The following is a 25925-nucleotide window of genomic DNA, read 5'->3' on the forward strand; positions in this document are numbered from 1 at the left end:
AAAGGAATGATGTCCCTATCGGGCCATTGTCAGGCAAAGCCTGACCTACCTAAATTACAACGCTCCGGCTTTACGTTAATAGAATTATTAGTCGTCGTTTTAATCATCGGCATTTTGGCCGCCGTGGCATTGCCTCAATATAAAATGGCGATCGGAAAAGCATACTGGAGCGAGATGGTTACCCTCGCCGGCACCATTAAACAAGCCCAAGAGCGTTATTATTTAGCCAACGGTGCATATGCCAACACCCAAGACGAGTTAGATATTGCATTACCCGTTCAAAGTACTCCTCACAACGTAAGCGGGAATTATTTTTACACCCCGTCCGGCTTATATGTCCGTCTTTACGGCTACGGTGTGTTAGTCAATTCAAAAACCCGGTTCCCGGGAGTTCTATTGATATGGCGTTGGGATCATACTGACAAGAGGCCCGGAAAACGAGATTGTTATGCTATCGCAACTAATAACGATGCCAACGAATTATGCCGTCGCGTCTCCCAACATGCGCCCCTTTCAGGCACCAGTGAGGGTTATAAAGTTTATTACATAGATTGACAGGGGTTATTACACGTCCGCACTTTTACACGCGCGTAAAAATACGGCAGAACACACTACCTCTTTGTCGGGGAAAAGCTTTTGCGCCGCCGATTTATATACCGCAAGTTGCGGGCGGTATTTTTCCACTAATTTTTGCGTGCCACCCGTGGGAATTTTGTCGGTTTTGTAGTCCACCACCCAAATTTTTCCGCCCGTGCGTTCCAACACAGCGTCCATTACGCCGCTTTCCACCAGTCCGTTTTCGGTTACGTACGAAAACGGCATTTCCGCGGCTAACAACTTACACGCACGCAACTGCGCGCAAACATCAGACGTTACAAACGGCGTGATAATTTCCGCCGCGGCTTGTTCGCGCGTAACAAGTCCCGTTTCGCGCGCGGCTTGCGCTAATGTTTGCCCCACGTCCGGTTGCGGCTGCATGAGTAAAACTTGCATCGCGCGGTGGCAGACTGTTCCCACCTCGGCGGCGGCTTGCTGTTCGGGCGCAAGCAAGGTATTTGATTCTACCCGCTCACTGGGCGACAAATTTTGCTCGCTAAGCAATTTTTCATAACGCGCTTTTCGCGCATCAAACGCTGTTTTCCACTTCGCTAAATCTAATGAAGTTAGCGCAATTTCTTGCACCGGGTGCGTGCGGTAAATAAACGCGGCCGGATCTTCGTACGCAAAGTACGACACGGGCACAGCTATTTCTTCCGGTCCCAGTTTTTCCGTTTGACCGTCCGGCCATAACCCCGCCTCTACAAATGCGCGGGCGGCTTTCTCGGCTCCTTTGCGCCCGTCGGCTACAAGCAACAATTTTTCTTTGGCACGCGTTAAAGCCACGTATAAAATGCGGACTTCTTCGCACCGCTCGTGTTTCTTTTGTTCTTCTTCTAAAAATGCTAAATTTGCATCGCAAATTTTCCCGGCTCTGAGTCCGTGCATGTTATACTGCCACGAAAATAGATGTGACGAAGGCGCGGCTGTACTTCCCGTTTCTTTTTTGGATAAATCTGCCAAAATGACGACGGGGAAATCAAGCCCTTTAGACTTATGCACCGTCATTACAGACACCGCATCCAGCGCATCCAGCGGTGCAGAGCCAAACGCCTCGGGCGTGTTTTGCAGCGTATCTTGCAGCGCGGCTAAAAATTGCCCGAGTGAAGACGGCCCTTCCCCCCACACATTTTGCGCTTGTGCCACCAAACGCGTTAAAATTTCTAACGTCTGTTCGCCTTCGTACGCCGCGGCGCACAGCTCGGGCAAGGAAGTATTATCTATCACTTGTTCCAACAATTTCTGCACGTCGCTACGTCCGACTTTACCCGCAAATTCAAGGAGCAGTTTATAAAGCCGCGCCAACTTTTCATCCGCTGTTTTGGCATGAACAGACAACTCCCCCCGGGCTGAAATTTGGTAAATTTCCTCGTCTGTAAACCCGCCCAAAGGACTACGCAATACCCCCACCAACGAAGTAGTGTCCGACGGATCAGCCGCTACGCGCAGGAAATTTAGAAAATCGTTAATTTCTTGGCGTTTAAAAAAATCTTTTTCGCTATCGGCGTTAAACGCAATGCCGTGACGGCGCAAAGCGTCCATATACGGTCCGGCGGTGGTAGCCGCACGCGTTAAAACGGCAATGTCTTTATAGGCCAATTTTTCGCCGCTAGCCAGTTTCATCCGGCCAACGTTTTGCTTGATCCAACACGCAATTTGTTCGGCTTGGTTATCGCGCAAATCATCGGCTTGCACCGGGGTTTTTTCGGGCGTGTTCACAAACAGCCACTGCACGGCATTTTCCCGCGGCAATTTGGTAGGTACAATGGGCTCGTACGCCGGTTGGAACGCGGTTTGCTGTACCATTGCGCGTTGGCAAACTTCGTTGGCGACCGTGACGATATCCGGCACACTGCGGTAATTTTGGCGCAAAAAACATTTCACGCCGCCCTGACTTAAAATCAACCGGGTAAATAATTCATACGCCGTAATATCTGCCCCGCGGAAACGGTAAATAGATTGTTTCGGATCGCCCACCACAATCAGTTTGCCCGGGGTTAATTTGACATCTTGCCAACGAAGCGCGGAAGACGATTTTTCTTCCGCCAAAAATAAAAGAAGTTCCCCTTGGGCCGGGTCGGTATCTTGGAACTCGTCAATAAATAAAACGTCCAGTTTTTCTTTCAGCAGCCGCCGCACATATAAATTATGCTCCACCAAATTGCGCGTTTTTACAATTAAATCGTCAAAGCTTAAAATACCCGCACGCGCGTAATCTTCGCGTATCTGCCGTGCAAGCGGCTCCACTAACGCAAGTGCTTGGCGGAATAGTTGTTGTTGATCCGGCCGCATTTTAAGCGCAAATTGCACGAGTCCGCGCGCTTCTTCAAATGCGTCCTCCTCCCACCCTTTGGGGAGCGTGGAAGTAAGCGCGGGCGGGGTTGTTTTTTCAGACGATAAAATTTCTTCCCCGCGCAAAAACCGGGCGGCTTCTAACAAGGTTTTTTCCGACCATACAAGTGCTTTTTCAATGTTGCGCGGTTGCGGACGTTTGGGGTCCAAATAGGCACTACTCCACGCGCGCGCCTGGGCGGCTTTTTCTTCACAGATATTCGCCAGCATAGACGCGTGCGAAAAATAATCGTACTGCTCTATTTTACCGCTGCAGAGTTCTTGCGTAAACGCTTTTAACTCAGGTAGTGAAATTTCCGGCAGTACACTTTTCCACGCTTCTTTACGCGAGGCATTGATGCCCAGTTCTTCATCTAAAAATGCGTTCCAACGGGCATTAAACACCCGCGCGGCCTTCGTGCCGGAATCAATTTCCGCCTGCGGCGACAAACCCGCCTCTAACGGAAATGTGCGCAAAATATCGGCACAAAAACTGTGAATTGTTCCCACGCCGGCGCGGTCCAAACGCGCCAGCGCCGCCTGCGCACGTGGCAAAATGTCTTTAGCTTGCAAATTAAAATGTTGCTCAATAAACGTAAGTAACGAGCGCTCGTCAATTTCTTTTCCGGCTTGTTTATCTTGGATATCGCGCACAATTTGATGCAAGGCAGTAACTAAGCGGTTTTTGATTTCGGCCGCGGCTTTTTCGGTAAATGTCAGCGCGACGATTTTATCTACCGCTATTCCTTGTGCCAATACCGCCAGACAAATACGCCGGATCAGCAGCGTTGTCTTTCCGGTACCCGCCCCGGCCTCCACCACCATATTGACGTTCAAATCGTGCAGTACACGCGCACGGTCTTCGGTCAGTTTAGTTACCATAGCGGGCCTCCTCTAATTGTACGCCGGGCGCACTTTTGCGTGCGCGCATTAAACAGGAAAAACTGTCCTTGCGGCAGATCGCACTGTACGGACAAAACGCACATAATTCCGACGGGTACAACACAAAGGTTCCTTCGCGCACCAGTTGGGCCAGCAGGTTTAAAAATGCTTCGGCTTTGGGCCGCATGGCCGCGATTTCTTCGGCGGGCAAATCGCGTTTATCATACCCCTTGCTAATGCTAAGCAAACACGCACCCGCGCACGAAAACCCGTTTAATTTCGCCAGTTTTCCGGCGGCAAGCGCATATAAAAACGGTTGGAAAATCAAATGCGTAAAAAACGATTTGGCTAAATCGGACGTGCCTTTGCGAGACGATTTATAATCGGCAATAATAAATTTTTTCCCCGTGTTATCCACATCAATACGGTCAATAATACCGCGCAACACAAACGGCAGATTATCCACGCTAACGGCGGAAAATTCTTGCTCAAAATAACTCGGCGTAAACGTGCCTAAATTCTTTATATCTTCTTGAGCAAAGCTGATAAGCCGCGTGCGGATCTGTTCTAATAAGAGTTCCCACACCACCGGATAAATACCAAACGCCCGGTAGCTTTGCTTAGTGTAATGTTTGGCAAGCGCGCGGTCTATATATTCTTCTACGCCGCTATCAAAAAGCTGATGCGTTAAACCTTGTTTATTTAGTTCGCGGTAAAATTCCTCCAACACACGATGATAAACCGTACCGCGCGTGTTGGGGGCCAGTTCATAGCGTGCGCAAACGTCGTCTTGATCTTCCAAATGTAACGCTTTGCGGAAAAAGTATTTCATCGGGCAGGCGGCTAAATCTTGCAAAGCCGACGGCGAAAAACCGCTTTTTTGCCCGGCTTCAAATATGCGCTCGCCACTTTGAATCAGTCCGTCCAACGCACCCACCGCCCCGCGCGATTTAAGTGCATGCGCCGCGGCGGTTTGACGCATTATATCCGGCGTAAAAAACCCGGCCGTTTGCCAATCTTTTTCGCAAACCGGGCCGCGCAAAAGTAACGTACATGACATTTCTTTAGGCGTTAAAAAAGACAAATCAATCCGGGCCAATTGATGCGTCATGCGTGCGCTGATACGCGGTGCCTCGTTGGTACGCCACGCCTGATGCGTAGCGCGCGCCAGTTCGGCCACGTACACCGACGGCACGATTTCTTTTCCGTCAACGCCGCGTGTGGCATACGACACGTATAATTTGTGCGTAGCACTGCTGCACGCACTAAAAAAAAGTAATCGTTCTTCCGCGGTCCGCTCCGACTTTTGACTGATCCAGTACCCAAGCACATCACGCAAAATATAGCGGTAACGGTCGCGCAAGATAGGGTCTTCGGGTAGTACTTGCGGAAAAACTTTTTCGTTAAGTCCAAGTAAAAATACGGCTTTAAAGCGTAGGCCGCGCGCGCGTAGCACGTCGGTAAAAGTAACACCGCGGGCCACATTTTCCACTTCGTTAAACGTAAGCGAAGAAAGTGCTTCCGTTAATTCGCGGATAAATTCGCCTTGATTACTTCGCGCGCGCAAGGCACCGTAGTTAGTGAGCGAAGAAACACACGCACAAACCGCCCGGTAAATTTCCAATTCTTTACCTTGCAAAGAAGTTTCGTCTATGTTCTCTGCCAAAAACGCAAGCGTTTGTGTGCACTTTTCACCCCACGCGCCCGGCGCAGATAAGGCCTTTAATTGCGTATTACAATTTTCCAACCACGTTAAAAATGCAGGATCAAAATTTTCGGTCTGCGGCAGTAAATCTTGCCATTGGCTCAGATTCAAACTTACCAGTGATTTTTCCGTCAATTTGCGCCAGGTCCGTTTGGCAGGTTGTTTAAAATATGGTGATGAAACAATAGCCAGCACCTGTTCGCGCTCAAAGCCGCCAACGTCCAACGTTAGCAAATTCAAACAAAACGCCCCGAGCGGGAATTTAGCAAGCGGATAGGAAAACGACGCATTGAGCGGAATTTGGTTTTGTGCAAAAATGCGGCGCACCTCCTCTTGGTACGCGCCCGGTGTGCGCACGAGCACGCCGATATCGGTAAAATCGTATTTTTCTTCTTCCACCAAACGTAAAATTTCTTTAGCCGCAAAAAACACCTCGCCCGCCGGTTGCGCTGCCGATACAAGTTGCACGCCCGGGGCGGGGGCGTCTCCTTGCGGGGCAAACAGATACGGCCCGCTGGCTCCCAGTGCTCCGAAATCGTCCGTATTTTCATCTTGCCCGCCGCCGAAAGTGCCCAGCCAGTTTGTCTCAAAAAACTTACGTGCAAACTGGTAAGCCGGAAATTTGCCGTACGGGGCAAATACCGTCAGCGGATAGTGGGCTTTGAGTTGGTGCATAAGCTCCAACTGACGCCCGGGCATATCGTAAAACCCGTACCAAATAATTTGGGAAAATTGCTTGAGATAAGGCGAGTTTTCCGCTTGCGCAAGCGCCCGCTCAAAAAGCGCCTGATACGGGCGGTAACCCGGCAGGTGCGCTTCGCGCGTTTGATATTCTTTATAAACACGCACAAGCCACGCAAAGCGTTCTTTGTCTTGCGCAAACGGGCCGTCATCGGGCTCGCTCGCCAGTTGTTCTTCCAACACCTCTGGCGTAGCCAAGCTGTCGGCCAAATCACGCAACGCACTTTTAAGTGCCCCGATAAACCCGCGCGACACCGGATACACATTTAAACCCGGTTGGGATATGATTTCTTTAAACAAAAAATCGCGCAAATGGTCTTGCGGGAAAACGGGCAAATCGGGTCCGGCCTCGCTATCCAAGCGGTATAATAAAGAAGAGGCCGTCGTAAAATGGATATTAGCTACCGCTCCTTGCGTGCGCGCCAGTTGTGTTTGCAAACGCCGGGCTATGAGCGACGACGCACATACTACCAGCCACGGTTCTAACGGGCGGCGGTTGTGCATTGTAAATTGCAAAAATGACTTTTCCAAAGACGGATAATGCGCGTAAAAAAGTGTCATAGCCGGTAATAAATAGTAAAATAAAAATACTTACTTTATTATTGCATTTTTGCGCAGTTATGCAAAGCGTTTGAGGAGAAATTAATGACAATTTTGGACGCCGTTTTCTTAGGCCTGTTGCAAGCGTTGGGCGAATTTTTACCGATTTCCAGCTCCGCACATTTGGCACTTTTGCCGTATCTGCGCGGGCAGGAATATCAAGGGCTTAGCTTTGATGTAATGCTCCACGCCGCCACCTTGTTAGCCGTACTGCTCTATTTCTGGCGCGATTGGTGGGTGCTACTTAAGCAAGGTTTAACCGCGCCCAAAAGCCGCGAAGGCAAAATGCTGTGGTACTTAGCCGCGGCAACTGTTCCGGCGGCGGTAATGGGTTTTTTGCTAAACGACTGGGCGGAAAACGTATTTCGCAATCCGGCGTTAATTGCTATCAATTTAATCGTGTTTGCGGGCGTATTGTTTTGGGCAGATAAACAAGTTAAAAACCAAGCAACCGATTTATTTGACGTATCTTTTAAGACGGTATTTCTGATTGGTTGCGCGCAGGCACTCGCGTTAATGCCCGGCGTGTCGCGTAGCGGTATTACGATTACGGCGGCGTTATTTTTAGGGCTTTCTCGCAGTGTCAGCGCGCGTATTTCGTTTTTACTTTCCGCGCCTGTTATCGCGGGAGCTACGGTGCTTGAACTGGGGCATTTGGCCCCGGCCGATTTTAACGGTGCGCTACTGGCAGGAGTGATCAGCGCGTTTATCGGCGCGGTGCTTGTCATCGGCGGGCTGATGAAATATATTAAATCGCACACGTTTAACGTGTTTGTGTATTACCGGTGGATACTGGGCGCGGTAATTTTGGCAGTATATTATTGGAAAAAATAAACATTCTGGGCGCCATATCCCGCCTCTCTATCACGTTGAGTTTTTCCGGTTGCATTTTTGCATACCGCGTTAGCTGTGGAATTGTCAGCGGTTGCATAGCAAGCTCTTTTATCTTCCCAATCGGTACTCGCATGAGAATAACCAAATATTAACAGAATGTCCGGCAAGAAATTTTGTCCAAACGCATATACGCTTCCATTTACGCCGCCCGACGGATTTAAAGACAAACGCCATCCGGCCTTTCCAACCAACAGATTCCCCGAAACTTGGACATGTGGAATATCTATATCTAATTCCGTCCAATCGGTGGTATATGTTCCGTTAGCTAAGTAATACCGCTCTTGCGCTTGAACAACGGAATTAGCCAATGTGACCAGTTGCGTCATGCGCGCTTTGGCTACCGCAATTTTATATTGCGGCAGTGCCACCGCGGCCAATATGCCAATGATAAGTACGACAACGAGTAATTCAATAAGCGTAAATGCTTTGCCGTTACTAAATAAAGGTCTGTCATCCCGGAATTCGCCCGTCCGGCGAGGACTCCGGGATCTTCTGATTTTCTCTCGCTCGTTAGCCGTCCCGATAGAAACAAAAATACGAAGATGCCGGATAAAAACCTTCCGGCATGACAGCTTAATTTGATTTAAACAGCCCAACAAACAACTTCCTTTTTGCATACATATCCCTCCACAGAGTTTTTGTGTAAGAATATTAAATCAAAAAAAAAAACGATGTCAATAGGCATTTTTTACCGACGATGGAAAAGTTGTTTGACTTCCCCCCTTGCGGGGGAAGTGGTTTGGCGGACAACGTCCGAACAAACCGATGAGGGGTATAGAGTAAAGTTATTTTCCTTGTTCTATTATACCCCGCTTTTTATTACCCCTCACCCGGCCTTCGGCCACCCTCTCCCGCAAGGGGCGAGGGGAAAAAAAGAGTGGTGCGCCACCCTCTCCCGCAAGGGGAGAGAGAATAAAGGGAAATACCATTTGGACAAAAACAAACGGCCTGCTGCAAGCAGACCGTTACGTATACCAATAATTCTTTAATTATTATTCTTGCGATTGTTCTTGCGGAGGTAAAACCGCTTTATCGCAACGGGTATTAAACGCGCAGTTTGCGCATTGGGCCGTGTTGGGCTCAAACTCTTGCGCGACGATTTTTTTACCCGTTTGGATAAATGTATCAATAATTTGTTGCTCGTCAAACGCTTCAAACGGCGCGCTGTGCACTTGATCAAACGCCACAAAATAGAAACTGGCTTTGCCTTGTTTCATGTTCCACGCACGTCGCGCGCCCACGGCGTAGATACCCATTTGGAGCGAATCCGTTACGGGAGCCGTTAAATCAACGTCCGTGCCGGTTTTGTAGTCAATCACTTCCCACGAGCCGTCGGGCAGTTTATCAATGCGGTCAATTTTGCCGCGCAAGGTCCACTCCCCTTCTTGGAAGATAAATTCACGCTCAGTGCTGTCCACGGTGGTTTTGCGTTCGTACTCCCGCTCTTGGTACGTTTCCAACATTTTCCGACCTTTTAAATACCATTCCATTTGCTCGCCGGCGTTTTTATAGCCGGCCCCCATCCAACAATCGTCGTAATAAGACAATAATTCCGACGGATCGTTACTTTGGCTGTGGTATGCCTCTAAGGTACGGTGCAAAGAAACGCCCAACGAGGACGAAGGCGTCAAGCCCTCTTTTTTGCCGTCTATATATTTGAGTTTATAGGCAAGCGGACATTCGCGGTAGGTTTTAATCTTGGAGAAATTGAGCTCGTGCGGATCACTCTGCATGCGATTCTCCTTGTGATTTCACACGCGCGGAGCGCAAAAAATGCACCAGCGTATCGCCGTATTTTTCCACGCGGTAAATTTCCAACTCCGCCGGAACGGCAAATTGTTCCGTTTTATGCGTTTGCAAAATAATAAGGCCGTTTTTTGCAAGCAGTTTAGCTTGGGAGACATTAGCCAATGCCGGCTCAGAGAGCGACAACATTTTATTATTGATATCGCGGTACGGCGGGCCCATAAAAATAATATCGTAGCCCTCGTTGTCGCTATACGCAAGCAAATAATCAAGCGGTTTTAACACATCACCGCGCAGCACCTTGGCGCGGTCTTCAAACCCCAAATGCGCCAAATTGCGGTGGATATTTTTGATACATGCCGGCTCCCGGTCTACCATCACGCAACGCATCGCCCCGCGTGAAAGGGCCTCTAAAGATACGTTGCCCGTTCCGGCGAATAAATCTAACATCATCGCTCCGGTTATACGCGGACGGATGATGTCAAATACCGACTGTTTAATTCTATCCGAAATCGGCTTAACGGGTAAATTTTTAGATACGGAAAATATCCTGCGCCCGCGGGCGCTTCCGGCAATAATACGCATAGTTTCTTTCCTTTATAATTGGGCAATACCTTCTTTAATGGCAAAACGCACTAGTTCGGTCTGTTTATGGATACCCAATTTCTTCATAATGTTGTTGCGATGCACGTGGATCGTATTGAGCGACAAATTAAATGATTTGGCAATTTGTTTACTGCTATACCCTTCGGCAATCAGTTGCAACACTTCCTTTTCTTTAGGTGTTAAACCGGTACCGTCGCGCTTGCGCGAAGAAGTTTTACCCAAAAATCCTTGCACAATATATTTGGAAACCTTGTTACACAAGTAGAACCGTCCGGCACAAATTTCTTCAATCGCACTCACAATTTCGTCCGCAGCCGAAACTTTAACAATAAAGCCCTTGGCCCCGGCTTTGAGCGATTTTTCCACCGAAAGCCGGTCATCGTACATACTTAGCATAATTACTTTGGCTTCCGGGTGGAATTTAACCAACTGTTCTACCGCCTCAATACCGTTCATAACCGGCATAGAGATGTCCACCACGTAAATATCATCCGGGTGGTCTTTGGCGTAATCTACCAACTCTTTGCCGTTGGAAAGCTCCGCCACCACCTGCATATCTTTCCCCAACCGCTCCAATACGGTGCGCACACCCGTACGCACGATAGCATGGTCATCTGCTAATACAATCTTCTTCATACATTTATCCCCCATAGATAACACTGGGGCAAGATACCTCTATGCACGTCCCTTCGCCGGGCGCGCTTTTAATGGCAATCGTGCCCCCTAATAAGTTAACACTGTCTTTCATGGCCAAAAGCCCCACGTGTTCAATAGACAACTGGCGGGCCGGCTGAAAGCCGACTCCGTCGTCACACACGCTCAAGAAAATTTGCGCGCCTTCTTGTTTAAGAGTTACGCGAATATGCTTAGCCCGCGCGTGTTTAGCGATATTGGTTAGGGCTTCTTGCGCAATACGATACAACAAAATTTTTACTTTATCGGACAAAAAAGTTCGGTCGTCCACTCCGTCATAATCAAAGGTATAAGGCACGTGGGCCAATCCGCTGATGTTATCCAGCAAATCACGCACGGCTCCCCCCAAACCGCCTTTGTTTTCCAAAGCAGGCGGACGTAACGAAACAATCACCTGTTTTAACCGTTCTACACTGTCTTTGAGATGCGTGTCTAACTGGGCCAAATCTTGTAAGGCCTGTTTGGTATTGCCCGCTTTTACGCTGGCGCGCACTAAACTAAGTAAGGCCGTGAGCATGACTGCATTAGAGCCAATTTCGTCATGCAAGGCCTTGGAAATTTCGCGCTTTTCGGTTTCGCGCGCGGCCAGTAAAATTTGCGCAAAGGTACGCGCACCACTGCCGTCATGTAATTGGTAAGAATCGGACGCTCCCGGCAAAAATCCCTCTTTAATTTCGCGCGAAAAAGAAAGTACTCCCGTTACCTCTTGCCCAACCGGGCGCAACGCTACGCAAGTCGTTTGATAAAGACGAGGCATATTTGTATGTTGGTCGGCCCACTCGTAGTGATAAACCCCTTGTTTAAGCGTTTGCGTCAAGGCCGCTTGGTGGACCGGGTTGTCCTTATATAAGGAAACACGGGCATGCGTTGCACCGCCCACCTGCGTAAAACGGAGGGAAGCCGGATCCACTAACAAAACAAAATCGTACCCATAGAATTTAGAACGTCCGGCGGAAGGTTTGTGCTTGGCGCGGACCGTCACTTTTTTTGCAGATTTACGTACCATAAATAACTCTTTTTAATAAGATTTCACAGGGCCTTACTATTTTACAATAGTTTGGGCCTTTTGACCATGGGCCCCCTAATTGGCAAGCCGTCTTTTGTGCGCATTTCCTTCTTGCCTTTTGTGCAATCATTTTGTGTCGTAATTTTGGCAGCTTGCAAAATTTCGCTTGACAAATCAAAAAAAAAAACGATAATAAAGGAACAAAAAAAATAGAAAGGAGCAAACAGCATGAAAAACAAACAAGCATTTACACTCATTGAATTATTAGTGGTCGTTTTAATTATCGGCATACTCGCGGCGGTAGCGTTGCCGCAATATCAAAAAGTCGTAGAAAAAGCACGCGCTACGGAAGGGCTTGTCATGTTAAAAGCCATAGCTACTGCTAACAAAGCATACTACATGGCTAACGGAGAATATGCCACCGATATTGAAGCGCTTGATATTGACGTGCCTGGAGAAAATACTACGCTACCGGGACACTCGCTCAACCGTAAAAATTCAAAGTGGTTTGAATATGGCACAGTTGCTCCTGCCACTCCTAACCTTATAGCGGTTGCCAACCGATTGCCCCGGCCGCTTAACCCTTATGCGTTTTCCTACAACACAGACGACATAATTTGTTGTTACGGTAGGACGGAACCAGGAATTGATGTATGTAAACGCCTGAGCAATAATCATACCAAACCGGGCTATTCGTCTGCCGAGAATCTTCCTTGTTACCAAGTACAATAACCTTATCGGTATTTCACAACTAAAATATCCTGTAATGTTTTTTTCGTTCACAGGGGTTGTACGCTGCGGTCTTGCGGTCCAATTTTGATATAATCTAGTATATGGCCAAAAAGCGTTTTTCTTTTTCTAAACCGTTTTTGTTTACCGCACTAGCCGGATTGTTTGTTTTTATCATTGTGTCTGCGGTATTTATGCGCTATATTTTCTCCGGCTTACCCCCCGTGTATGAAATGGAGGAATATACCCCCTCCCTCACTACCAAAGTATACGACCGCAACAATAAACTCATCCACGAATTTTCTATTGAAAAACGCAGTATGGTCCCGCTGGAAGATATCCCGGTGGATTTGCAAAACGCCGTAGTCGCTATGGAAGACCGCGATTTTTTCAAACACGCCGGCTTTTCCATCCGCGGCATTTTCCGCGCATTACTGCACGACCTGGTTACCGGACGGGCCAAACAAGGCGCGTCCACACTTACCCAACAGCTCTCGCGCGGTGTGTTTTTAACGCAAGAGAAAAAACTTATCCGCAAAATCCGCGAGATTATTTTGGCTATTCAAATTGAACACCAGTTTAGCAAACGCGAAATTTTGCAACTTTACTTAAACGAAATTTATTTAGGCAGCGGGGCATACGGCGTTAAAGCCGCCGCTAAAAAATACTTTGATAAAGAACTCTCCGAAATTACCACCGGTGAGGCCGCCTTACTGGTGGGCTTGATTCCCGCTCCGGGACGGTACAACCCGTTTGCCAATCCGGCCGTAGCCCGGCAACGCCGCAATCTCGTGTTGGACGTTATGCACGAGCAAAACTATATCAATGACGAAGAACTAGCCGCCGCCAAAGCCGAAGAACTACCCACCAAACAACCCGCGCCCGAGAAAAAACCCGGGCTATACTTTATTGAATATATCCGCCGCATTTTAGAGCCCAAATACGGCATGGACGTTTTGTGGAAAGCGGGGCTGAACATCTACACCACCATTGATATTGAGCAACAGGCACTTGCCGAAGAAATCATGGACAAAAAACTCCAAGAATATGATGAACAAGTCGCTAAAGGGCTAGGTATTGAAATTGACCCCAACGATTCGGAAGCCGATGCTCCCACCCCCACCAGCGAAGAAGAACCCACCGAAGCCGAACCCGAAACGAAAGCCGATTATCCGCGCTTGCAAGGGGCATTTATGGTGCGCGACGTCAAAACCGGAGCCGTACGGGTACTAGTCGGCGGACGCGGCTTTAGCGAAAGCAAATTCAACCGCGCCACCCAAGCCAAACGCCAACCGGGATCTTCGTTTAAACCCTACGTATGGATGGCGGCCCTGCAAAAAGGATATACGCCGGCTACGCTGGTTAAAGATTTACCCACCATGTTCTATTACGACGGACGCAACTGGCGCACGTTTGATGAAAATGCCGACTTATATTCGTTAGACTTAGCCAAACAACCGTTCATCGCCAGTAAAGATTTCAACGTTTGGGTTCCACAAAACTACGGCGGCCGGGCCGAAGGATGGGTGACACTTCGCAAAGGGTTAGAAAAATCTAAAAACCTAGTAGCCGTCAATTTAATTGACGCCGTTTCTCCGCGCGCCGTTATCCAAGTAGCCCGCAAAGCCGGACTAACCGCTAACTTGCCCAATGTACCGGCCTTAGCGTTAGGTGTCAGTGTCGTACAAATGGACGAACATTTAGCCGCATTAACCACCTTTGCCAACGGCGGTATCCATACCGATAACTATTATATTGAGCGCGTAGAAGATGCCAACGGACGGATTTTAGAACAACATATCCCCCTTGAAACAGCTGCTTTTTCGCCGCAACACGCTTATCTTTTAATCAATATGATGAAAGGCGTTACCCAACGCGGAAGCGGCGCATACGTAGGCCGTCTGGGCCGCAACATCGCCGGCAAAACCGGCACCACTCAAAGCCACCGTGATATGTGGTTTGTCGGCATGACGCCTTCCACCGCCGCCGCGGCGTGGATGGGGTATGATGATGATACCTCGCACGAAAACGGTGCGCGTTTTACCGGTAGCACGACCGCCCGTTGGTGGACGGAAATTATGGAGCAAATTTTAAAAGATGAACCCAATGACGACTTTGCCGTACCGGAAGGTATTTCGTTCTCGTATATTAACCCCATTACCGGTAAACTGGCTATGCCCACCGACCGCAACAAATTTTTAGAAGCGTTCATTACCGGTACAGAGCCGCAAAGTTTCTAGTCCAAGTTGCTACGTAAAATTATGAGCCACACCCAACCGCCCACGTCCTCATTTATTTACGGCTTGCCCAACAGTGCCGCCAAGGCGTATTTTGTGTGCCGCCAAATTTTGCCGCGCGCCCGACAGGTCCTGCTGGTTACAGCCGACGACCCCGTGGATATGGAAGCCGCCGCGCGCGAATTTGCCGCACCGGACACCTCTATTATCTACTACCCGGATACCGACACCGGGCGGTTAGCCGCCCTGTACCAACTTAGCCGGGCGCGCGGGAAACAACTGGTCATTTCTTCGTACGACAGTTTATCCGCCCCGCTACCCGATTTAAACGAATTTAAAAACCGTATCCGCACGTTATGCCACGGTGACACGTTACGCCGTCAAGAATTACTTGATTTTTTGGAAACGTCCGGCTATACGCGCGAAGATTACACCGAAACACCCGGCCAATACGCCGCCCGCGGCAGCGTGGTGGATGTTTTTTGTGTGCAAGAAAATTTACCTATGCGCTTATATTTTGCGGGAAACCGGTTGGACATGATCAGCACCTTTGACCCGGATACTCAAAACACCCAACATAGCGTAGATGAAATAGTTATTTTGCCACTCGCTTTTGATCAAACCCCGGCTACGCTGACCGACTATTTACCTAACGCACAATTAGTGTTTGACGAGCCCGACAAAACCTTTGATTTTACCGCTTATCCGACGGCCCGTTTTATAACCCAATTCCCGCATGAAAATGCACACAATGCCGGGTTAAAGTCGCCCTTGCCGTTTCAAGCCAACATGACGCTGGCCGATAAAGAAATTGATTCTCTTACCCGGCAAGGATACCGCGTTCGGCTGAGCTGTTTAAACCGCGGTGAGTTGGACCGTTTAAGCGAATTACTGGCCGATTATCCGCACGCTAAACAGGCCGAACTGTTTATTTCCCCCTTAACCCAAGGGTTTTACGACCCGCAAACCAAACAAGCTTTTATTACTTCTAACGATTTACTCAACCGCCGCTATAACGCCTCTGCCGTGCTGCGCCGCTTTGATATAGAGGGAGCTAAACGGGTACGGTTTAAAGAATTAGAGGTGGGTGATTATGTCGTCCACCAAGAACACGGCATCGGCCGCTACTTGGGCTTAGAAGTCATGGACCCGGACAACAACCCCACCGATTGTCTAATCATTGAATACCGCCGCGGCAGCCGCTTATACGTGCCCATGTACGACTTTAAAAAAGTGCAAAAATATATCGGAGCCGGCGGCAAACGGCCTACGCTTTCGGTATTGGGCGGTATCAAATGGAAAGACGTAAAAAAACGCGTTAAAGAAGAGGCCCAAAAAACCGCTAAGGAAATTTTAAAATTAGAGGCCTTGCGCCAAGCCACACCCGCCCCCGAAATCACCGGAGACGCACGCATGGAGCAGGAATTTGCCGATTCTTTCCCCTATACGCTGACCCCGGGCCAAGAGCAAGCGATTGCCGAAACACTGCGTGATTTATCCCTGCCAAAGCCCATGGACCGTGTACTGGTGGGCGATGTGGGCTTTGGCAAGACCGAAGTAGCTATGCGCGCCGCGTTAAAAGTCGTATTATCCGGCAAGCAGGTAATGATGCTTGTTCCCACCACCATTTTAGCCGCCCAACATTACAAAACATTTACCAAGCGCATGGCGGGTTTTCCGCTGAATATCCGTATGCTCTGCCGTTTTCAAACCGCCAAAGAGCAACGCACCGTTGTACAAGAAATCAAAGACGGCGTGTGCGATATCATTATCGGCACGCACCGCCTGATGAGCAAAGATATTTCATTTAAAAACTTAGGGCTTGTAATTATTGACGAAGAACACCGCTTCGGCGTCAAACAAAAAGAAAAAATACGCGCCAAGTGCACCGGCGTTCACTCGCTTATGCTTAGTGCTACGCCTATTCCGCGCACGCTCAACCAATCGCTTTCGTCGTTGCGTGATATTTCACTCATTGACACGCCGCCGCGCGGACGCACCCCTATCAAAACCGTGGTTACCCCGTGGAACAACGAACTGGCGGCCTCGGCTATCTCGCAAGAACTCGCGCGCGGCGGGCAAGTGTACTATGTATATAACAGCGTACAGAGTATGGAATCACGCCTGTTGTTACTAAAAAAACTCGTACCGCACGCGCGTATTTGCGTGGCTCACGGTCAAATGGACGAAAAACAACTGGAGCAAACATTATGGGATTTCAACAACGGCAAATACGATGTTTTACTGGCCTCTACCATTATTGAATCGGGCATAGATATCACAAATGCCAACACGCTGATTGTGGAAAACGCACACCATTTCGGCTTAGCGCAACTGTACCAATTGCGCGGGCGCATCGGGCGCGGCAGTACGAAGGCATATTGTTACTTATTCCACCCCGATTGGCTCTTTCAAAAAACGCCCCAACAGGAAGATAATTTTTCCGATTTGGCCGCCGTTCGTTGGAATCCGACCCCGGAAAAAGACCCGACCGAAGAGGCCAAAAAACGCTTAGCGGCTCTGATGGAATTTAGCGAACTGGGCAGCGGTTTTCGCCTGGCTTTGCGCGATATGGAAATTCGCGGGGCGGGCGAACTCTTAGGCGTTAAACAACACGGTCAAATCAGCGAAGTGGGGCTGAGTTTGTATTGTGACTTGGTAGCCGCGGAAGTCAAAAAACTACGCGGGGATAAACCCGAACCCACCTGGCGAGCTACCGTCAATTTACCGCTGGCGGCCTATATTCCGCCCGATTATTTGCCCGATGACGCAGAACGTCTAAAATACTACAAAGCACTTATGGGAGCCGACCCGCAACGCACCCAAACACTGCTTACGCGCTTAGCCGATTTATGCGGCCCCGTTCCGCAAGAAATTATCAATTTGACCGCACTATTTGATTTATCTAACCAAGCCACCCGGTTGCACATTTTTCATCTTGATTATATAGACGGAAAATTAGAAATTTTATTTTCCCGCCATTTCCAAATGCCGCCCAACTTTCCGGCAGAACTTTTCCGCCGCTTTGGCGCAGAACGCTTGGAATTTATTAAGTCCCGCCAAGGCGACGGGTTGCATCTGGTACCCGCCCCTTCCCAACTTCCGCTAGATTTTGCCCGGGAAGTAATGGCCTTTTTGGCTACGCTATTACCCGCGGAAAAATGATATAGTATATATATGAAAAGAAGTTTATTATGTTTACTGGTGTTGGCCGTGTTGTTGGGTGCGTGCAACAAACAGGAAGACAAACCTAAAGCGGACCCCAAGGCCCGCGTCCGGCCGGACGTTCCGACCATTACCGAACAGGACGTGCAGGACCGCTTGGTATTATTGGAAAAACAAGATGCAGATTTTGCCCAAACCCCTATCGGGCGGCAAAATCTGATACAGATTATTTTGCGCGAAAAGCTGATTCAAACCGATGCGCTTACACAAGGGTTAGACAAAACGGCAGATTATCAAAAATTGTCCACCGATAAACGCATGGCCCTCAACGAAATTTACCAGGCCTATACCCGCCAACTATTAGAAGATTTATGGTACGAAAAACAACGCACGGACGGCGAATTACAAATTACCGATGAAGAAATTGCCGAATATTATAAAAAATACCCGTACGAAATGACCGTCCAACAAATTATTGTAGACAATGCCGAAACGGCCGACCAAGTCTTGCGCGCGCTGAAACGTTCGCCTTCGCGTTGGAAAGAATTGTCCCGTCAATACAATATCGCTCCGGAGATGATCCGCAACAGCAAATTTACATTTATGCCCGGCGAATTTTTACCGGAAATAGAAGTTATCGCAGCCACGTCTTCTAACGGAAGCGTGCAAGGGTTCATCAAAACAGCGTTTGGCTTTCATATCATTATGAAAACCGGCGAGAAACGCTTGTCTAAAGAAGAAGCTTACCCGCGTATCCGCGCCGTGTTGGAAAACAAAAAATTAGATAAAATAATAGAAGATCTACAAACTAAATACGAGGTACTGATTGATGCAAAAAACGAATAAATATGTATTAGCTATTTTTACAGCGGCCTTATTAACCAGCCCGCTCTGCGCCAAAGTAATGGAAAGTTCCGTGGCCACCGTGAACGGTCGTCCGGTTTTGGCGTCTGAATATAATGCGTATGTGGAAGGCGTTATTGACCAATACAAAGCGGCTTCCCCGCAAACACTTACGCAGCCGTACGCCGGCGATTTAATCGGCAAAGAAGTATTAAAAGAACTTATTTCCAAAGAGCTTTTGTACCAAGCCGCCGAAGAAGCCAAAATACAGGTCAAAGATTCGGAAGTAGATGCCGGTATTAACGAAATCAAAAACCGCTTTATCATTGACGAAAAAACAGGTAAAGAAGACCCTGCCGGGGCCGACAAACGCTTTAATGAAGCACTTAAAAAACAAGGCATGAATTTAAAACGCTACAAAGAAAAAATTAAAAAAGATGTAGCGGTACGCAAACTGATGGAAGAAAAACTCCGCGCTACCGTCAAACCGGTAGAAGAAGCCGACGCCAGGGCCTTGTTTGACAACGTAAACGCCGTTTTAAAAAATAACACCAAAAAAATGAAGGCGCTTGAAAAAGAGGACCCGGCCAAGCTCCAAGAAGCGCAAGCGATTGCCGCAAAACTCAAACAACTTACCGCCGAGCAAGTCCGCGTCGGGCATATTTATTTGGCTATTACCAAAGATATGAAACCCGAAGACATCAAAAAGAAAGAAGAACTGGCCAAACAAATCAAAAAAGAAATTGATAACGGGTTAGAATTTTCCGCCGCGGTGCAAAAATACACCGAAGAAAAAGCGGCACTGGCCAGCGGTGGCGACATGATCTTAATTAAAGGCATTGCCCCCAAAGAAGTGGACGACAAAGCTTTTACACTTGCCGTAGGCAAAGTCAGCGCGCCGATTAAAACCGATATCGGTTTTCACATCATTAAAATCAAAGAAAAACGCGCCGAAAAAACCGTTACGTTTGAGGATATTTCGCGCGACTTGGGCCAATACCTCGCCCAACAACGCATCCAACAAGCCATGGCGCAGTACGTAGGCGAACTTTACGACAAAGCAGACATCAAAATTACTAAAACGTTTGAGATTGATAAAGTTGCTGCCGAACAAGCCGCCAAAGCCAACGAGAAAAAAGAAGAAGTAAAAAAATAGTTTTTAATACCGTCCCCTGTGCCAACATGACTGCGGGGGGCGGTTTTGTTTTTATATGATTAAACCGCTTGTACTTATCACCGCCGGAGATCCTAACGGCATCGGGCCGGAAATTACCGTACGCGCGCTGAAGGATCCGCGTGTACAGCGTGCATGCCGCACGATTGTTATCGCAGATCCGGTATCTCTGCGACAGGCCGGGTGGACAAATGATTTAGGCGGGTTATTACCCATAAAAAGCACGGAAAAATTATCCCCCCTGCACGCTCCCAGCCGAGCCGGCGGGCTGCTCTCTTTTCAAGCCGTCAAATTAGGCATAAAACTGGCACTGCAAAATAAGGCCGCCTTAGTAACCGCCCCGATTTCCAAACAAAGTTGGACGCTGGCCAAGGTGCCGTTTACCGGGCATACCGAATTGCTCCGTTACAAAACAAATGCAGACGGTCTTATGATGTTTATAAGTGATCGTTTACGTTGCGCGTTAGTGACCGAGCATTTTCCTTTAGCGCATTTAAAACTCACAAAAGATCGCGTGATAGATGCAGCCATGCATTTTAAGCGGGCCCTTGTCAAATTGGGAATAGAACATCCGCGTATCGGTCTGTGTGCCGTCAACCCGCACGCCAGCGACAACGGTAAATTCGGCACCGAAGAAGCCCAATTTTTAATTCCCGCCATGAAGAAATTACGCAACATAGGTTTGTCGGTTGACGGGCCGCTTCCCTCAGATACCGCGTGGCTGGCGCATATAAAGGGAGAATATGACGGGTTACTTTGTATGTATCACGACCAAGCATTACTGGGCATGAAATTAGCCGCCAAAAAACCGATCGTCCACCTGACAGCCGGCCTTCCGTTTTTGCGCACATCGCCTGCACACGGCACGGCTTTTGATATTGCGGGCAAAAACATAGCCGACCCATCTAGCATGATAGCCGCTATTTTGTTTGCGGCGAAAAAAAATTAAGGTAACGCATAAAATCGGTGTTCAAAAGTTGCTTTTAAAGTGCCCCGAAATAATTTTTGACAATAATCTCCCGCCGTACCAGAAAAAGTAACGCCATTGGCAAGTCTTTCCGTACACACAACTTGTTTTGTCGGCACAAGGGCATCATTTCGCTCAAATGCCCATGTAAAACCCGCGCCGGCGTAAGGCCCTGTCATCCGGGTAATGACAATACCGCTAGAGCCATTACCACTAGACCACCACTGTAACGACCAATCACTATTTGAAACGGCATCACTTGCCCCTGCGTTAGTGTATCCTTTAGTTGTACCCGTCCAACTCGGCGGTTCTATTCCGATCTCATCAAATGATGACGGCCATTCCCCACTGGCTAAATGATATGCCTCGCCCGCCTCACCGATACTTCTAATCAACGTAATAGCTTGCGCGGCACGGCTTTTTTCTACCGCTTTTTGATATTGCGGCAACGCCACCGCGGCGAGTATGCCGATAATTAACACTACCACTAATAATTCAATGAGCGTGAAACCGCCGTGGTAAATAAAAATGTCATCCCCGAAAGTCTCTGTCGGGGATCTCAAACCGCTTTGTTGTTTTTGCAAGGATGAGATGCCGGACAGAAACCTTCCGGCATGACGTCTTATTTTATTTTCTTTTAAACAGCCCAACAAACATTTTTCTTTTTTCATGCGACCTCCTTTGTTTCATTTAATAAAATGTAGCAAAAAAAAAAACGATGTCAAGTTTTTATTTTTCTCTCGCGTTGTCCCGCATTTTTGCCGCCCGCAGGGTCGGGATGACGAGCGAGAGAAAATATATACAGAAACCCCCCTTTTGTTTTTCCCATATAAAGGCCTCGGACAAATACAGCCGCCGTCTTAATTTGATATAATATGTATATGAGCCGGTTGCTACATTTAGACACGGTGGACTCCACCAACTCGTACTTGAAAATGCACCGGGCCGCATTGCCCCATGGCACAGTAGTATATGCCGATTGCCAAACCGCCGGACGCGGCCGTTACGACCGCACCTGGGTCTCTCAAGTGGGCGGGCTTTATTTTTCCGTTCTTTTAAAACCGTCGTACAATCCTTTTCTGCCCAACCTCACACAACTGATGGCACTGGCCATTTGCCAAGCATTAGAAACTTACGGACTTTTACCTGCTATCAAATGGCCTAATGACGTACAAGTGAGTGGCAAAAAAATCAGCGGCATTTTAAGCGAAGCCATTTTTGACAAATCGGTTTTTCAGGCCGTGGTGCTGGGCGTGGGCATCAATATCAACCAAAATGATGTATCGCACGTCGGGCAACCGGCCACTTCATTAAAAATGTTAGGGGTGCAGACCACACGCGAAACCGTGCTAAAAAACGTCTTGCAATTTTTTTGGCAAGACTACCCGGCTTTATGTGAAAAAGGATTTGAAACCATTTGCCCCGCTTATACCCAACGGTTTGCGGCGTTGGGCAAAGACATTACCGTCAAAGACGGCGATAAAACGATTTTCGGCCAAGCTGAGGGGATATCCCCGCGCGGTACGTTGCTATTGCGTACGGTGCAAGGCCTAAAGGAAATATATATAGGAGATGTATTATCATGAGTGCAGAAAATTTATTTTTACAGTCAATTAACATTACCGCTATCGGTATGCTGATTGTGCTGTCGTTCTTAATCTTACTGATTGGAATGATGAAGATTTTAGGCGCGTTTGTTGCGTGGATGGACAAAAAATTCCCCGCAGTTACTGCCGACGGAGCAGACAACGCTTTATTAGCCGTTGCTATTGCCACCGCCAAAAGATTTGCAAAATAACTTATACAAGGAAATAAAACTCTATGAAAAAAATTAACTTTATGCTCACTGCGTTTCGCGACGGATTTCAATCTGTTTACGGAGCGCGCGTACTCACCAAAGACTTTATGCCCGCGGTAGAAGCGGCCCGCCACGCCGGAATTTCCCACATGGAATTTGGCGGCGGTGCGCGCTTTCAGGCGTTGTTCTTTTACTGCAACGAAAACGCCTTTGATATGATGGACACGTTCCGCAAAACAGCGGGGCCGGATGCTAACTTACAAACCTTGGCCCGCGGTGTCAACGTGGTAGGGTTAGACAGCCAATCTTCCGACGTCATCAAAGCACACGCCGAGCTGTTTAAAAAACACGGCACGACTACGATTCGCAACTTTGATGCTTTAAACGACGTAAACAACTTGATTTACTCCGGCCAGTGCATCCACAACGCAGGGCTCAAACACGAAATCTGCGTGACGATGATGTCCTTAGCGCCGGGTTGGGATCCGACGGGTAAAATTCACACCGCCGTTTTTTATGAAAAAGTTTTAAAGGATATTTTAAAATCCGGCGTTCCGTTTGACTCCGTATGTTTTAAAGACGCGTCCGGCACTTCCACTCCGCACACCGTCGGCGAAACGATTGCCATGGCGCGCCGCGTCTTGCCGGCCGGCACCAAAATTGTTTTCCACACACACGAAACCGCGGGCAACTCTATTGCTTGCTGTTTAGAAGCGATCAAAGCAGGTGCAGACTCGTTGGACCTGTCCATGCAACCCGTTTCCGGCGGTACGTGCCAACCCGATATTTTAACGATGTGGCACGCTTTGCGCGGTACGGAATATACGTTAGATATTGACCCGAAGAAAATTCAAGAGGCCGAAAACGTGTTCCAAGATTGCATGCGCAAATACTTCTTGCCGCCCGAGGCCACCAAGGTCAATCCGATTATTCCGTTCTCGCCGTTGCCCGGCGGTGCGTTGACCGCCAACACGCAAATGATGCGCGACAACGGCACGTTTGACAAATTCCCCGAAGTCGTTAAAGCTATGGGCGAGTGCGTTAAACTCGGCGGGTTCGGTACTTCCGTAACCCCCGTTTCGCAATTCTATTTCCAACAAGCATACGCCAACGTGATGTTCGGGCCGTGGAAAAAAATTACCGAAGGTTACGGCAAAATGGTGCTGGGCTATTTCGGCAAAACTCCCGTCAAAGCAGACCCGGAAATTGTCAAAATTGCCAGCGAACAATTAAAACGCGAACCCACCACCAAGACGCCGCTTGAGATTAACGACGCCGACCCGAAAAAGGGCTTAAAAGTGGCGGAAGCGAAACTGAAAGAAGCGGGCTTACCTGTCAACGAAGAAAACGCATTTATCGTTGCTACATGTGCGGATAAAGGGCTGATGTACTTAAAAGGCGAAGCCAAAATTAACGGCATCCGCTGGGCCGCCGATGTAAAACCGGCCACTAAACAAGACGGCCCGGTCAGCGTAACTGTAGAAGGCAAAACCTATACGGTTTCGTTTGAAAACGATACGACCGCCGTGGTCAACGGCAAACGCTATAACGTGGGCGTCGGTGCAAGCGCACCTGCGCAAACGGCCGCTAAACCCGCGGCCGGAGCGGGAGCAACGGTAAACGCCCCCGTGCCCGGTGCGGTACTGCGCTTTAGCGTGAAAGAGGGAGAGCACGTAGCCGAAGGGCAAGAAATTCTGGTTATGGAAGCAATGAAAATGGAAACCCCGGTTGCCGCTCCGGCCGCCGGAACGGTACATTTTGTCGTCAAACAAGGCGACCAAATTCAAACAGGCCATGCGCTAGCCGAGATTAAATAGGAGTCACTATGGACTTTGCACAAGCATTTAATCAAATCTGGCAAACGACGGGTATTTATTCCGTTTCGTGGCAACAACTTGTAATGATTGCCGTTTGCTGTTTCTTGTTGTGGCTCGGTATTAAAAAACAATTTGAGCCGCTGCTACTCGTGCCGATTGCTTTTGGCGGACTGCTGGCCAATATCCCCATGCCGGTTGGCGAAGAAATTGCCGGACCCAACGGGTTTTTAGGCATTGTGTTTAACGCCGGCATCAATACGGGGTTATTTCCGCTGTTTATCTTTATGGCGGTAGGCGCGATGACGGACTTTGGCCCGTTAATTGCCAACCCGAAAATGGCGTTACTGGGCGGGGCGGCGCAGTTTGGTATTTTCGCTACGCTCATCGGCGCAATCGGTTTATCGTACATTTACATTGGCGATAACCAACTCTTTGCCTTTGGTCTAAAAGAAGCCGCGTCTATCGGTATTATCGGCGGGGCAGACGGCCCGACGTCTATTTATTTAACGTCGCGCCTCGCGCCCGATTTGCTCGGAGCTATTGCCGTAGCTGCTTATTCCTACATGGCTTTAGTACCGATTATTCAACCGCCTATTATGAAACTTTTGACGACGGATGCCGAACGCAAAATCCGCATGACTCAACTGCGCCCGGTATCTAAACGCGAGAAAATCTTGTTCCCGATCGTGATTTTGCTCTTGTGCGCGCTGTTGTTGCCGTCTGCCGCGCCGCTCATCGGGGCGCTTACGTTTGGAAACCTTGTCAAAGAATCGGGTGTAGCCGAACGGTTAAGCAAAACCTTACAAAACGAGTTTTGCAATATCGTTACTATCTTGCTCGGCTTGTCTGTGGGATCCAAATTACAAGCCGATCATTTCTTGGTAACGGAAACCTTAGGTATTTTGGTACTAGGCATTATTGCGTTCTCTATTGCCACCGCTTCCGGCGTGTTACTGGCTAAACTGATGAACGTATTTAGCAAAACGAAAATCAATCCGCTTATCGGCTCTGCGGGCGTCTCTGCCGTGCCGATGGCCGCGCGCGTGTCTAACAAAGTAGGGCTTGAATATGACAAGCAAAACTACTTGCTTATGCACGCGATGGGTCCCAACGTGGCGGGTGTGATTGGCAGTGCGGTGGCGGCCGGTGTGCTGCTGGCCCTACTTAAATAACGACATTTCGGAAGTTTAGTTTTACGCACGAAACCTAAAACGTAAAGTTTTAGGTTTCGTTGCTTTTCAGAGCCAACAATTTGCCAAATCTGCCGGATACCGTCGTTGTTTTCCCGCCCCTTGAGTGCTGTTTATAAAAAGCGCCGAAATGGATAAGAAATTTTTCATGTTTGAACGCAGTGAGTTTGAAAAATTTCCCATTTCGTCTGCTTTTTATAGCAC

20 protein-coding genes are annotated in these 25925 nt (G+C 48.6%); 12 read left to right on the forward strand and 8 right to left on the reverse strand.

The window, feature by feature from the left end; genetic code table 11:
* Positions 1–555 (forward strand): type IV pilin protein (locus tag ACQY2W_RS05230; RefSeq protein ID WP_428050082.1); only part of this gene is annotated, 555 nt, incomplete at its 5' end.
* Positions 556–564: 9 nt separating this feature from the next.
* On the opposite strand, the gene ACQY2W_RS05235 is transcribed toward ACQY2W_RS05230, so the two are convergent.
* Both ACQY2W_RS05235 and ACQY2W_RS05240 read right to left on the reverse strand, forming a co-directional pair.
* A complete protein-coding gene (locus ACQY2W_RS05235; RefSeq protein WP_428050085.1) occupies positions 565–3810 on the reverse strand; it encodes a UvrD-helicase domain-containing protein in 3246 nt (1081 codons plus the stop codon).
* Positions 3800–6817 (reverse strand): PD-(D/E)XK nuclease family protein, encoded by a 3018-nt coding sequence (locus ACQY2W_RS05240; RefSeq protein WP_428050087.1) that lies wholly within the window; start codon positions 6815–6817, stop codon positions 3800–3802. The genes ACQY2W_RS05235 and ACQY2W_RS05240 overlap by 11 nt, the downstream gene beginning before the upstream one ends.
* An 84-nt stretch (positions 6818–6901) precedes the next feature.
* On the opposite strand from ACQY2W_RS05240, the gene ACQY2W_RS05245 reads away from it, so the two are divergent.
* Complete coding sequence (locus tag ACQY2W_RS05245) at positions 6902–7690, forward strand: undecaprenyl-diphosphate phosphatase (protein ID WP_428050089.1); 789 nt, start codon at positions 6902–6904, stop codon at positions 7688–7690.
* Here the strand turns inward: ACQY2W_RS05245 and ACQY2W_RS05250 are convergent.
* From ACQY2W_RS05250 to ACQY2W_RS05270, 5 genes are all read right to left on the reverse strand, one after another.
* Positions 7675–8367 carry a type IV pilin protein gene (locus ACQY2W_RS05250; RefSeq protein WP_428050091.1) on the reverse strand — a complete coding sequence of 231 codons (693 nt, stop codon included), beginning with the start codon at positions 8365–8367 and terminating at the stop codon, positions 7675–7677. The genes ACQY2W_RS05245 and ACQY2W_RS05250 overlap by 16 nt on opposite strands.
* A 375-nt stretch (positions 8368–8742) precedes the next feature.
* Positions 8743–9483, reverse strand: a complete 741-nt coding sequence (locus tag ACQY2W_RS05255) for a RecB family exonuclease (protein WP_428050093.1) — start codon at positions 9481–9483, stop codon at positions 8743–8745.
* A complete protein-coding gene (gene rsmD / locus ACQY2W_RS05260; RefSeq protein WP_428050095.1) occupies positions 9473–10081 on the reverse strand; it encodes a 16S rRNA (guanine(966)-N(2))-methyltransferase RsmD in 609 nt (202 codons plus the stop codon). Before rsmD ends, ACQY2W_RS05255 begins: the two co-directional genes overlap by 11 nt.
* A 12-nt stretch (positions 10082–10093) precedes the next feature.
* Positions 10094–10738, reverse strand: a complete 645-nt coding sequence (locus ACQY2W_RS05265; RefSeq protein WP_428050097.1) for a response regulator — start codon at positions 10736–10738, stop codon at positions 10094–10096.
* A gap of 4 nt (positions 10739–10742) precedes the next feature.
* Positions 10743–11801 carry a sensor histidine kinase gene (locus ACQY2W_RS05270; RefSeq protein WP_428050099.1) on the reverse strand — a complete coding sequence of 353 codons (1059 nt, stop codon included), beginning with the start codon at positions 11799–11801 and terminating at the stop codon, positions 10743–10745.
* A gap of 228 nt (positions 11802–12029) precedes the next feature.
* On the opposite strand from ACQY2W_RS05270, the gene ACQY2W_RS05275 reads away from it, so the two are divergent.
* From ACQY2W_RS05275 to ACQY2W_RS05300, 6 genes are all read left to right on the forward strand, one after another.
* Positions 12030–12533, forward strand: coding sequence for a type IV pilin protein (locus tag ACQY2W_RS05275; protein WP_428050101.1), 504 nt, complete (start codon positions 12030–12032; stop codon positions 12531–12533).
* A gap of 101 nt (positions 12534–12634) precedes the next feature.
* Positions 12635–14770, forward strand: a complete 2136-nt coding sequence (locus ACQY2W_RS05280) for a penicillin-binding protein 1A (RefSeq protein ID WP_428050103.1) — start codon at positions 12635–12637, stop codon at positions 14768–14770.
* Positions 14771–14791: 21 nt separating this feature from the next.
* Positions 14792–17932 (forward strand): transcription-repair coupling factor, encoded by a 3141-nt coding sequence (locus ACQY2W_RS05285; RefSeq protein WP_428050105.1) that lies wholly within the window; start codon positions 14792–14794, stop codon positions 17930–17932.
* A gap of 12 nt (positions 17933–17944) precedes the next feature.
* Entirely contained in the window at positions 17945–18778 is an 834-nt protein-coding gene (locus tag ACQY2W_RS05290) for a peptidylprolyl isomerase (RefSeq protein ID WP_428050107.1), read from the forward strand.
* Entirely contained in the window at positions 18762–19931 is a 1170-nt protein-coding gene (locus ACQY2W_RS05295) for a peptidylprolyl isomerase (RefSeq protein ID WP_428050109.1), read from the forward strand. Before ACQY2W_RS05290 ends, ACQY2W_RS05295 begins: the two co-directional genes overlap by 17 nt.
* Positions 19932–19986: 55 nt before the next feature.
* Entirely contained in the window at positions 19987–20898 is a 912-nt protein-coding gene (locus tag ACQY2W_RS05300) for a PdxA family dehydrogenase (RefSeq protein ID WP_428050111.1), read from the forward strand.
* Here ACQY2W_RS05300 and ACQY2W_RS05305 read toward each other — a convergent pair.
* Complete coding sequence (locus tag ACQY2W_RS05305) at positions 20895–21587, reverse strand: type IV pilin protein (protein WP_428050113.1); 693 nt, start codon at positions 21585–21587, stop codon at positions 20895–20897. The genes ACQY2W_RS05300 and ACQY2W_RS05305 overlap by 4 nt on opposite strands.
* Before the next feature lie 210 nt (positions 21588–21797).
* On the opposite strand from ACQY2W_RS05305, the gene ACQY2W_RS05310 reads away from it, so the two are divergent.
* Genes ACQY2W_RS05310 through ACQY2W_RS05325 form a run of 4 tightly spaced genes read left to right on the forward strand, consistent with a single transcriptional unit; the run spans position 21798 to position 25703 of the window.
* The gene (locus ACQY2W_RS05310) at positions 21798–22502 is read left to right on the forward strand and encodes a biotin--[acetyl-CoA-carboxylase] ligase (RefSeq protein WP_428050115.1); all 705 of its coding nucleotides are present in this window, start codon (positions 21798–21800) and stop codon (positions 22500–22502) included.
* Positions 22499–22714: a hypothetical protein gene (locus tag ACQY2W_RS05315; RefSeq protein WP_428050117.1), complete on the forward strand. Its 216-nt coding sequence runs from the start codon at positions 22499–22501 to the stop codon at positions 22712–22714. Before ACQY2W_RS05310 ends, ACQY2W_RS05315 begins: the two co-directional genes overlap by 4 nt.
* A gap of 23 nt (positions 22715–22737) precedes the next feature.
* A complete protein-coding gene (locus ACQY2W_RS05320; RefSeq protein ID WP_428050119.1) occupies positions 22738–24531 on the forward strand; it encodes a biotin/lipoyl-containing protein in 1794 nt (597 codons plus the stop codon).
* A gap of 8 nt (positions 24532–24539) precedes the next feature.
* A complete protein-coding gene (locus ACQY2W_RS05325; protein ID WP_428050121.1) occupies positions 24540–25703 on the forward strand; it encodes a sodium ion-translocating decarboxylase subunit beta in 1164 nt (387 codons plus the stop codon).
* Positions 25704–25925: the final 222 nt, after the last annotated feature.

It is taken from the genome of Candidatus Avelusimicrobium caledoniensis (assembly GCF_902756455.1).
Lineage (GTDB): Bacteria > Elusimicrobiota > Elusimicrobia > Elusimicrobiales > Elusimicrobiaceae > Avelusimicrobium > Avelusimicrobium caledoniense.

Bases quoted from the DNA above. Each gene is read 5' to 3' on its own strand.
- ACQY2W_RS05325 (WP_428050121.1), top strand. From the start codon at position 24,540: ATGGACTTTGCACAAGCATTTAATCAAATCTGGCAAACGACGGGTATT.
- ACQY2W_RS05270 (WP_428050099.1), bottom strand. From the start codon at position 11,801: ATGGTACGTAAATCTGCAAAAAAAGTGACGGTCCGCGCCAAGCACAAA.
- ACQY2W_RS05265 (WP_428050097.1), bottom strand. From the start codon at position 10,738: ATGAAGAAGATTGTATTAGCAGATGACCATGCTATCGTGCGTACGGGT.
- ACQY2W_RS05245 (WP_428050089.1), top strand. From the start codon at position 6,902: ATGACAATTTTGGACGCCGTTTTCTTAGGCCTGTTGCAAGCGTTGGGC.
- ACQY2W_RS05255 (WP_428050093.1), bottom strand. From the start codon at position 9,483: ATGCAGAGTGATCCGCACGAGCTCAATTTCTCCAAGATTAAAACCTAC.
- ACQY2W_RS05305 (WP_428050113.1), bottom strand. From the start codon at position 21,587: ATGAAAAAAGAAAAATGTTTGTTGGGCTGTTTAAAAGAAAATAAAATA.
- ACQY2W_RS05280 (WP_428050103.1), top strand. From the start codon at position 12,635: ATGGCCAAAAAGCGTTTTTCTTTTTCTAAACCGTTTTTGTTTACCGCA.
- ACQY2W_RS05240 (WP_428050087.1), bottom strand. From the start codon at position 6,817: ATGACACTTTTTTACGCGCATTATCCGTCTTTGGAAAAGTCATTTTTG.
- ACQY2W_RS05320 (WP_428050119.1), top strand. From the start codon at position 22,738: ATGAAAAAAATTAACTTTATGCTCACTGCGTTTCGCGACGGATTTCAA.
- ACQY2W_RS05275 (WP_428050101.1), top strand. From the start codon at position 12,030: ATGAAAAACAAACAAGCATTTACACTCATTGAATTATTAGTGGTCGTT.
- ACQY2W_RS05310 (WP_428050115.1), top strand. From the start codon at position 21,798: ATGAGCCGGTTGCTACATTTAGACACGGTGGACTCCACCAACTCGTAC.
- ACQY2W_RS05295 (WP_428050109.1), top strand. From the start codon at position 18,762: ATGCAAAAAACGAATAAATATGTATTAGCTATTTTTACAGCGGCCTTA.
- ACQY2W_RS05235 (WP_428050085.1), bottom strand. From the start codon at position 3,810: ATGGTAACTAAACTGACCGAAGACCGTGCGCGTGTACTGCACGATTTG.
- ACQY2W_RS05285 (WP_428050105.1), top strand. From the start codon at position 14,792: ATGAGCCACACCCAACCGCCCACGTCCTCATTTATTTACGGCTTGCCC.
- ACQY2W_RS05250 (WP_428050091.1), bottom strand. From the start codon at position 8,367: ATGCAAAAAGGAAGTTGTTTGTTGGGCTGTTTAAATCAAATTAAGCTG.
- ACQY2W_RS05290 (WP_428050107.1), top strand. From the start codon at position 17,945: ATGAAAAGAAGTTTATTATGTTTACTGGTGTTGGCCGTGTTGTTGGGT.
- rsmD (WP_428050095.1), bottom strand. From the start codon at position 10,081: ATGCGTATTATTGCCGGAAGCGCCCGCGGGCGCAGGATATTTTCCGTA.
- ACQY2W_RS05300 (WP_428050111.1), top strand. From the start codon at position 19,987: ATGATTAAACCGCTTGTACTTATCACCGCCGGAGATCCTAACGGCATC.
- ACQY2W_RS05315 (WP_428050117.1), top strand. From the start codon at position 22,499: ATGAGTGCAGAAAATTTATTTTTACAGTCAATTAACATTACCGCTATC.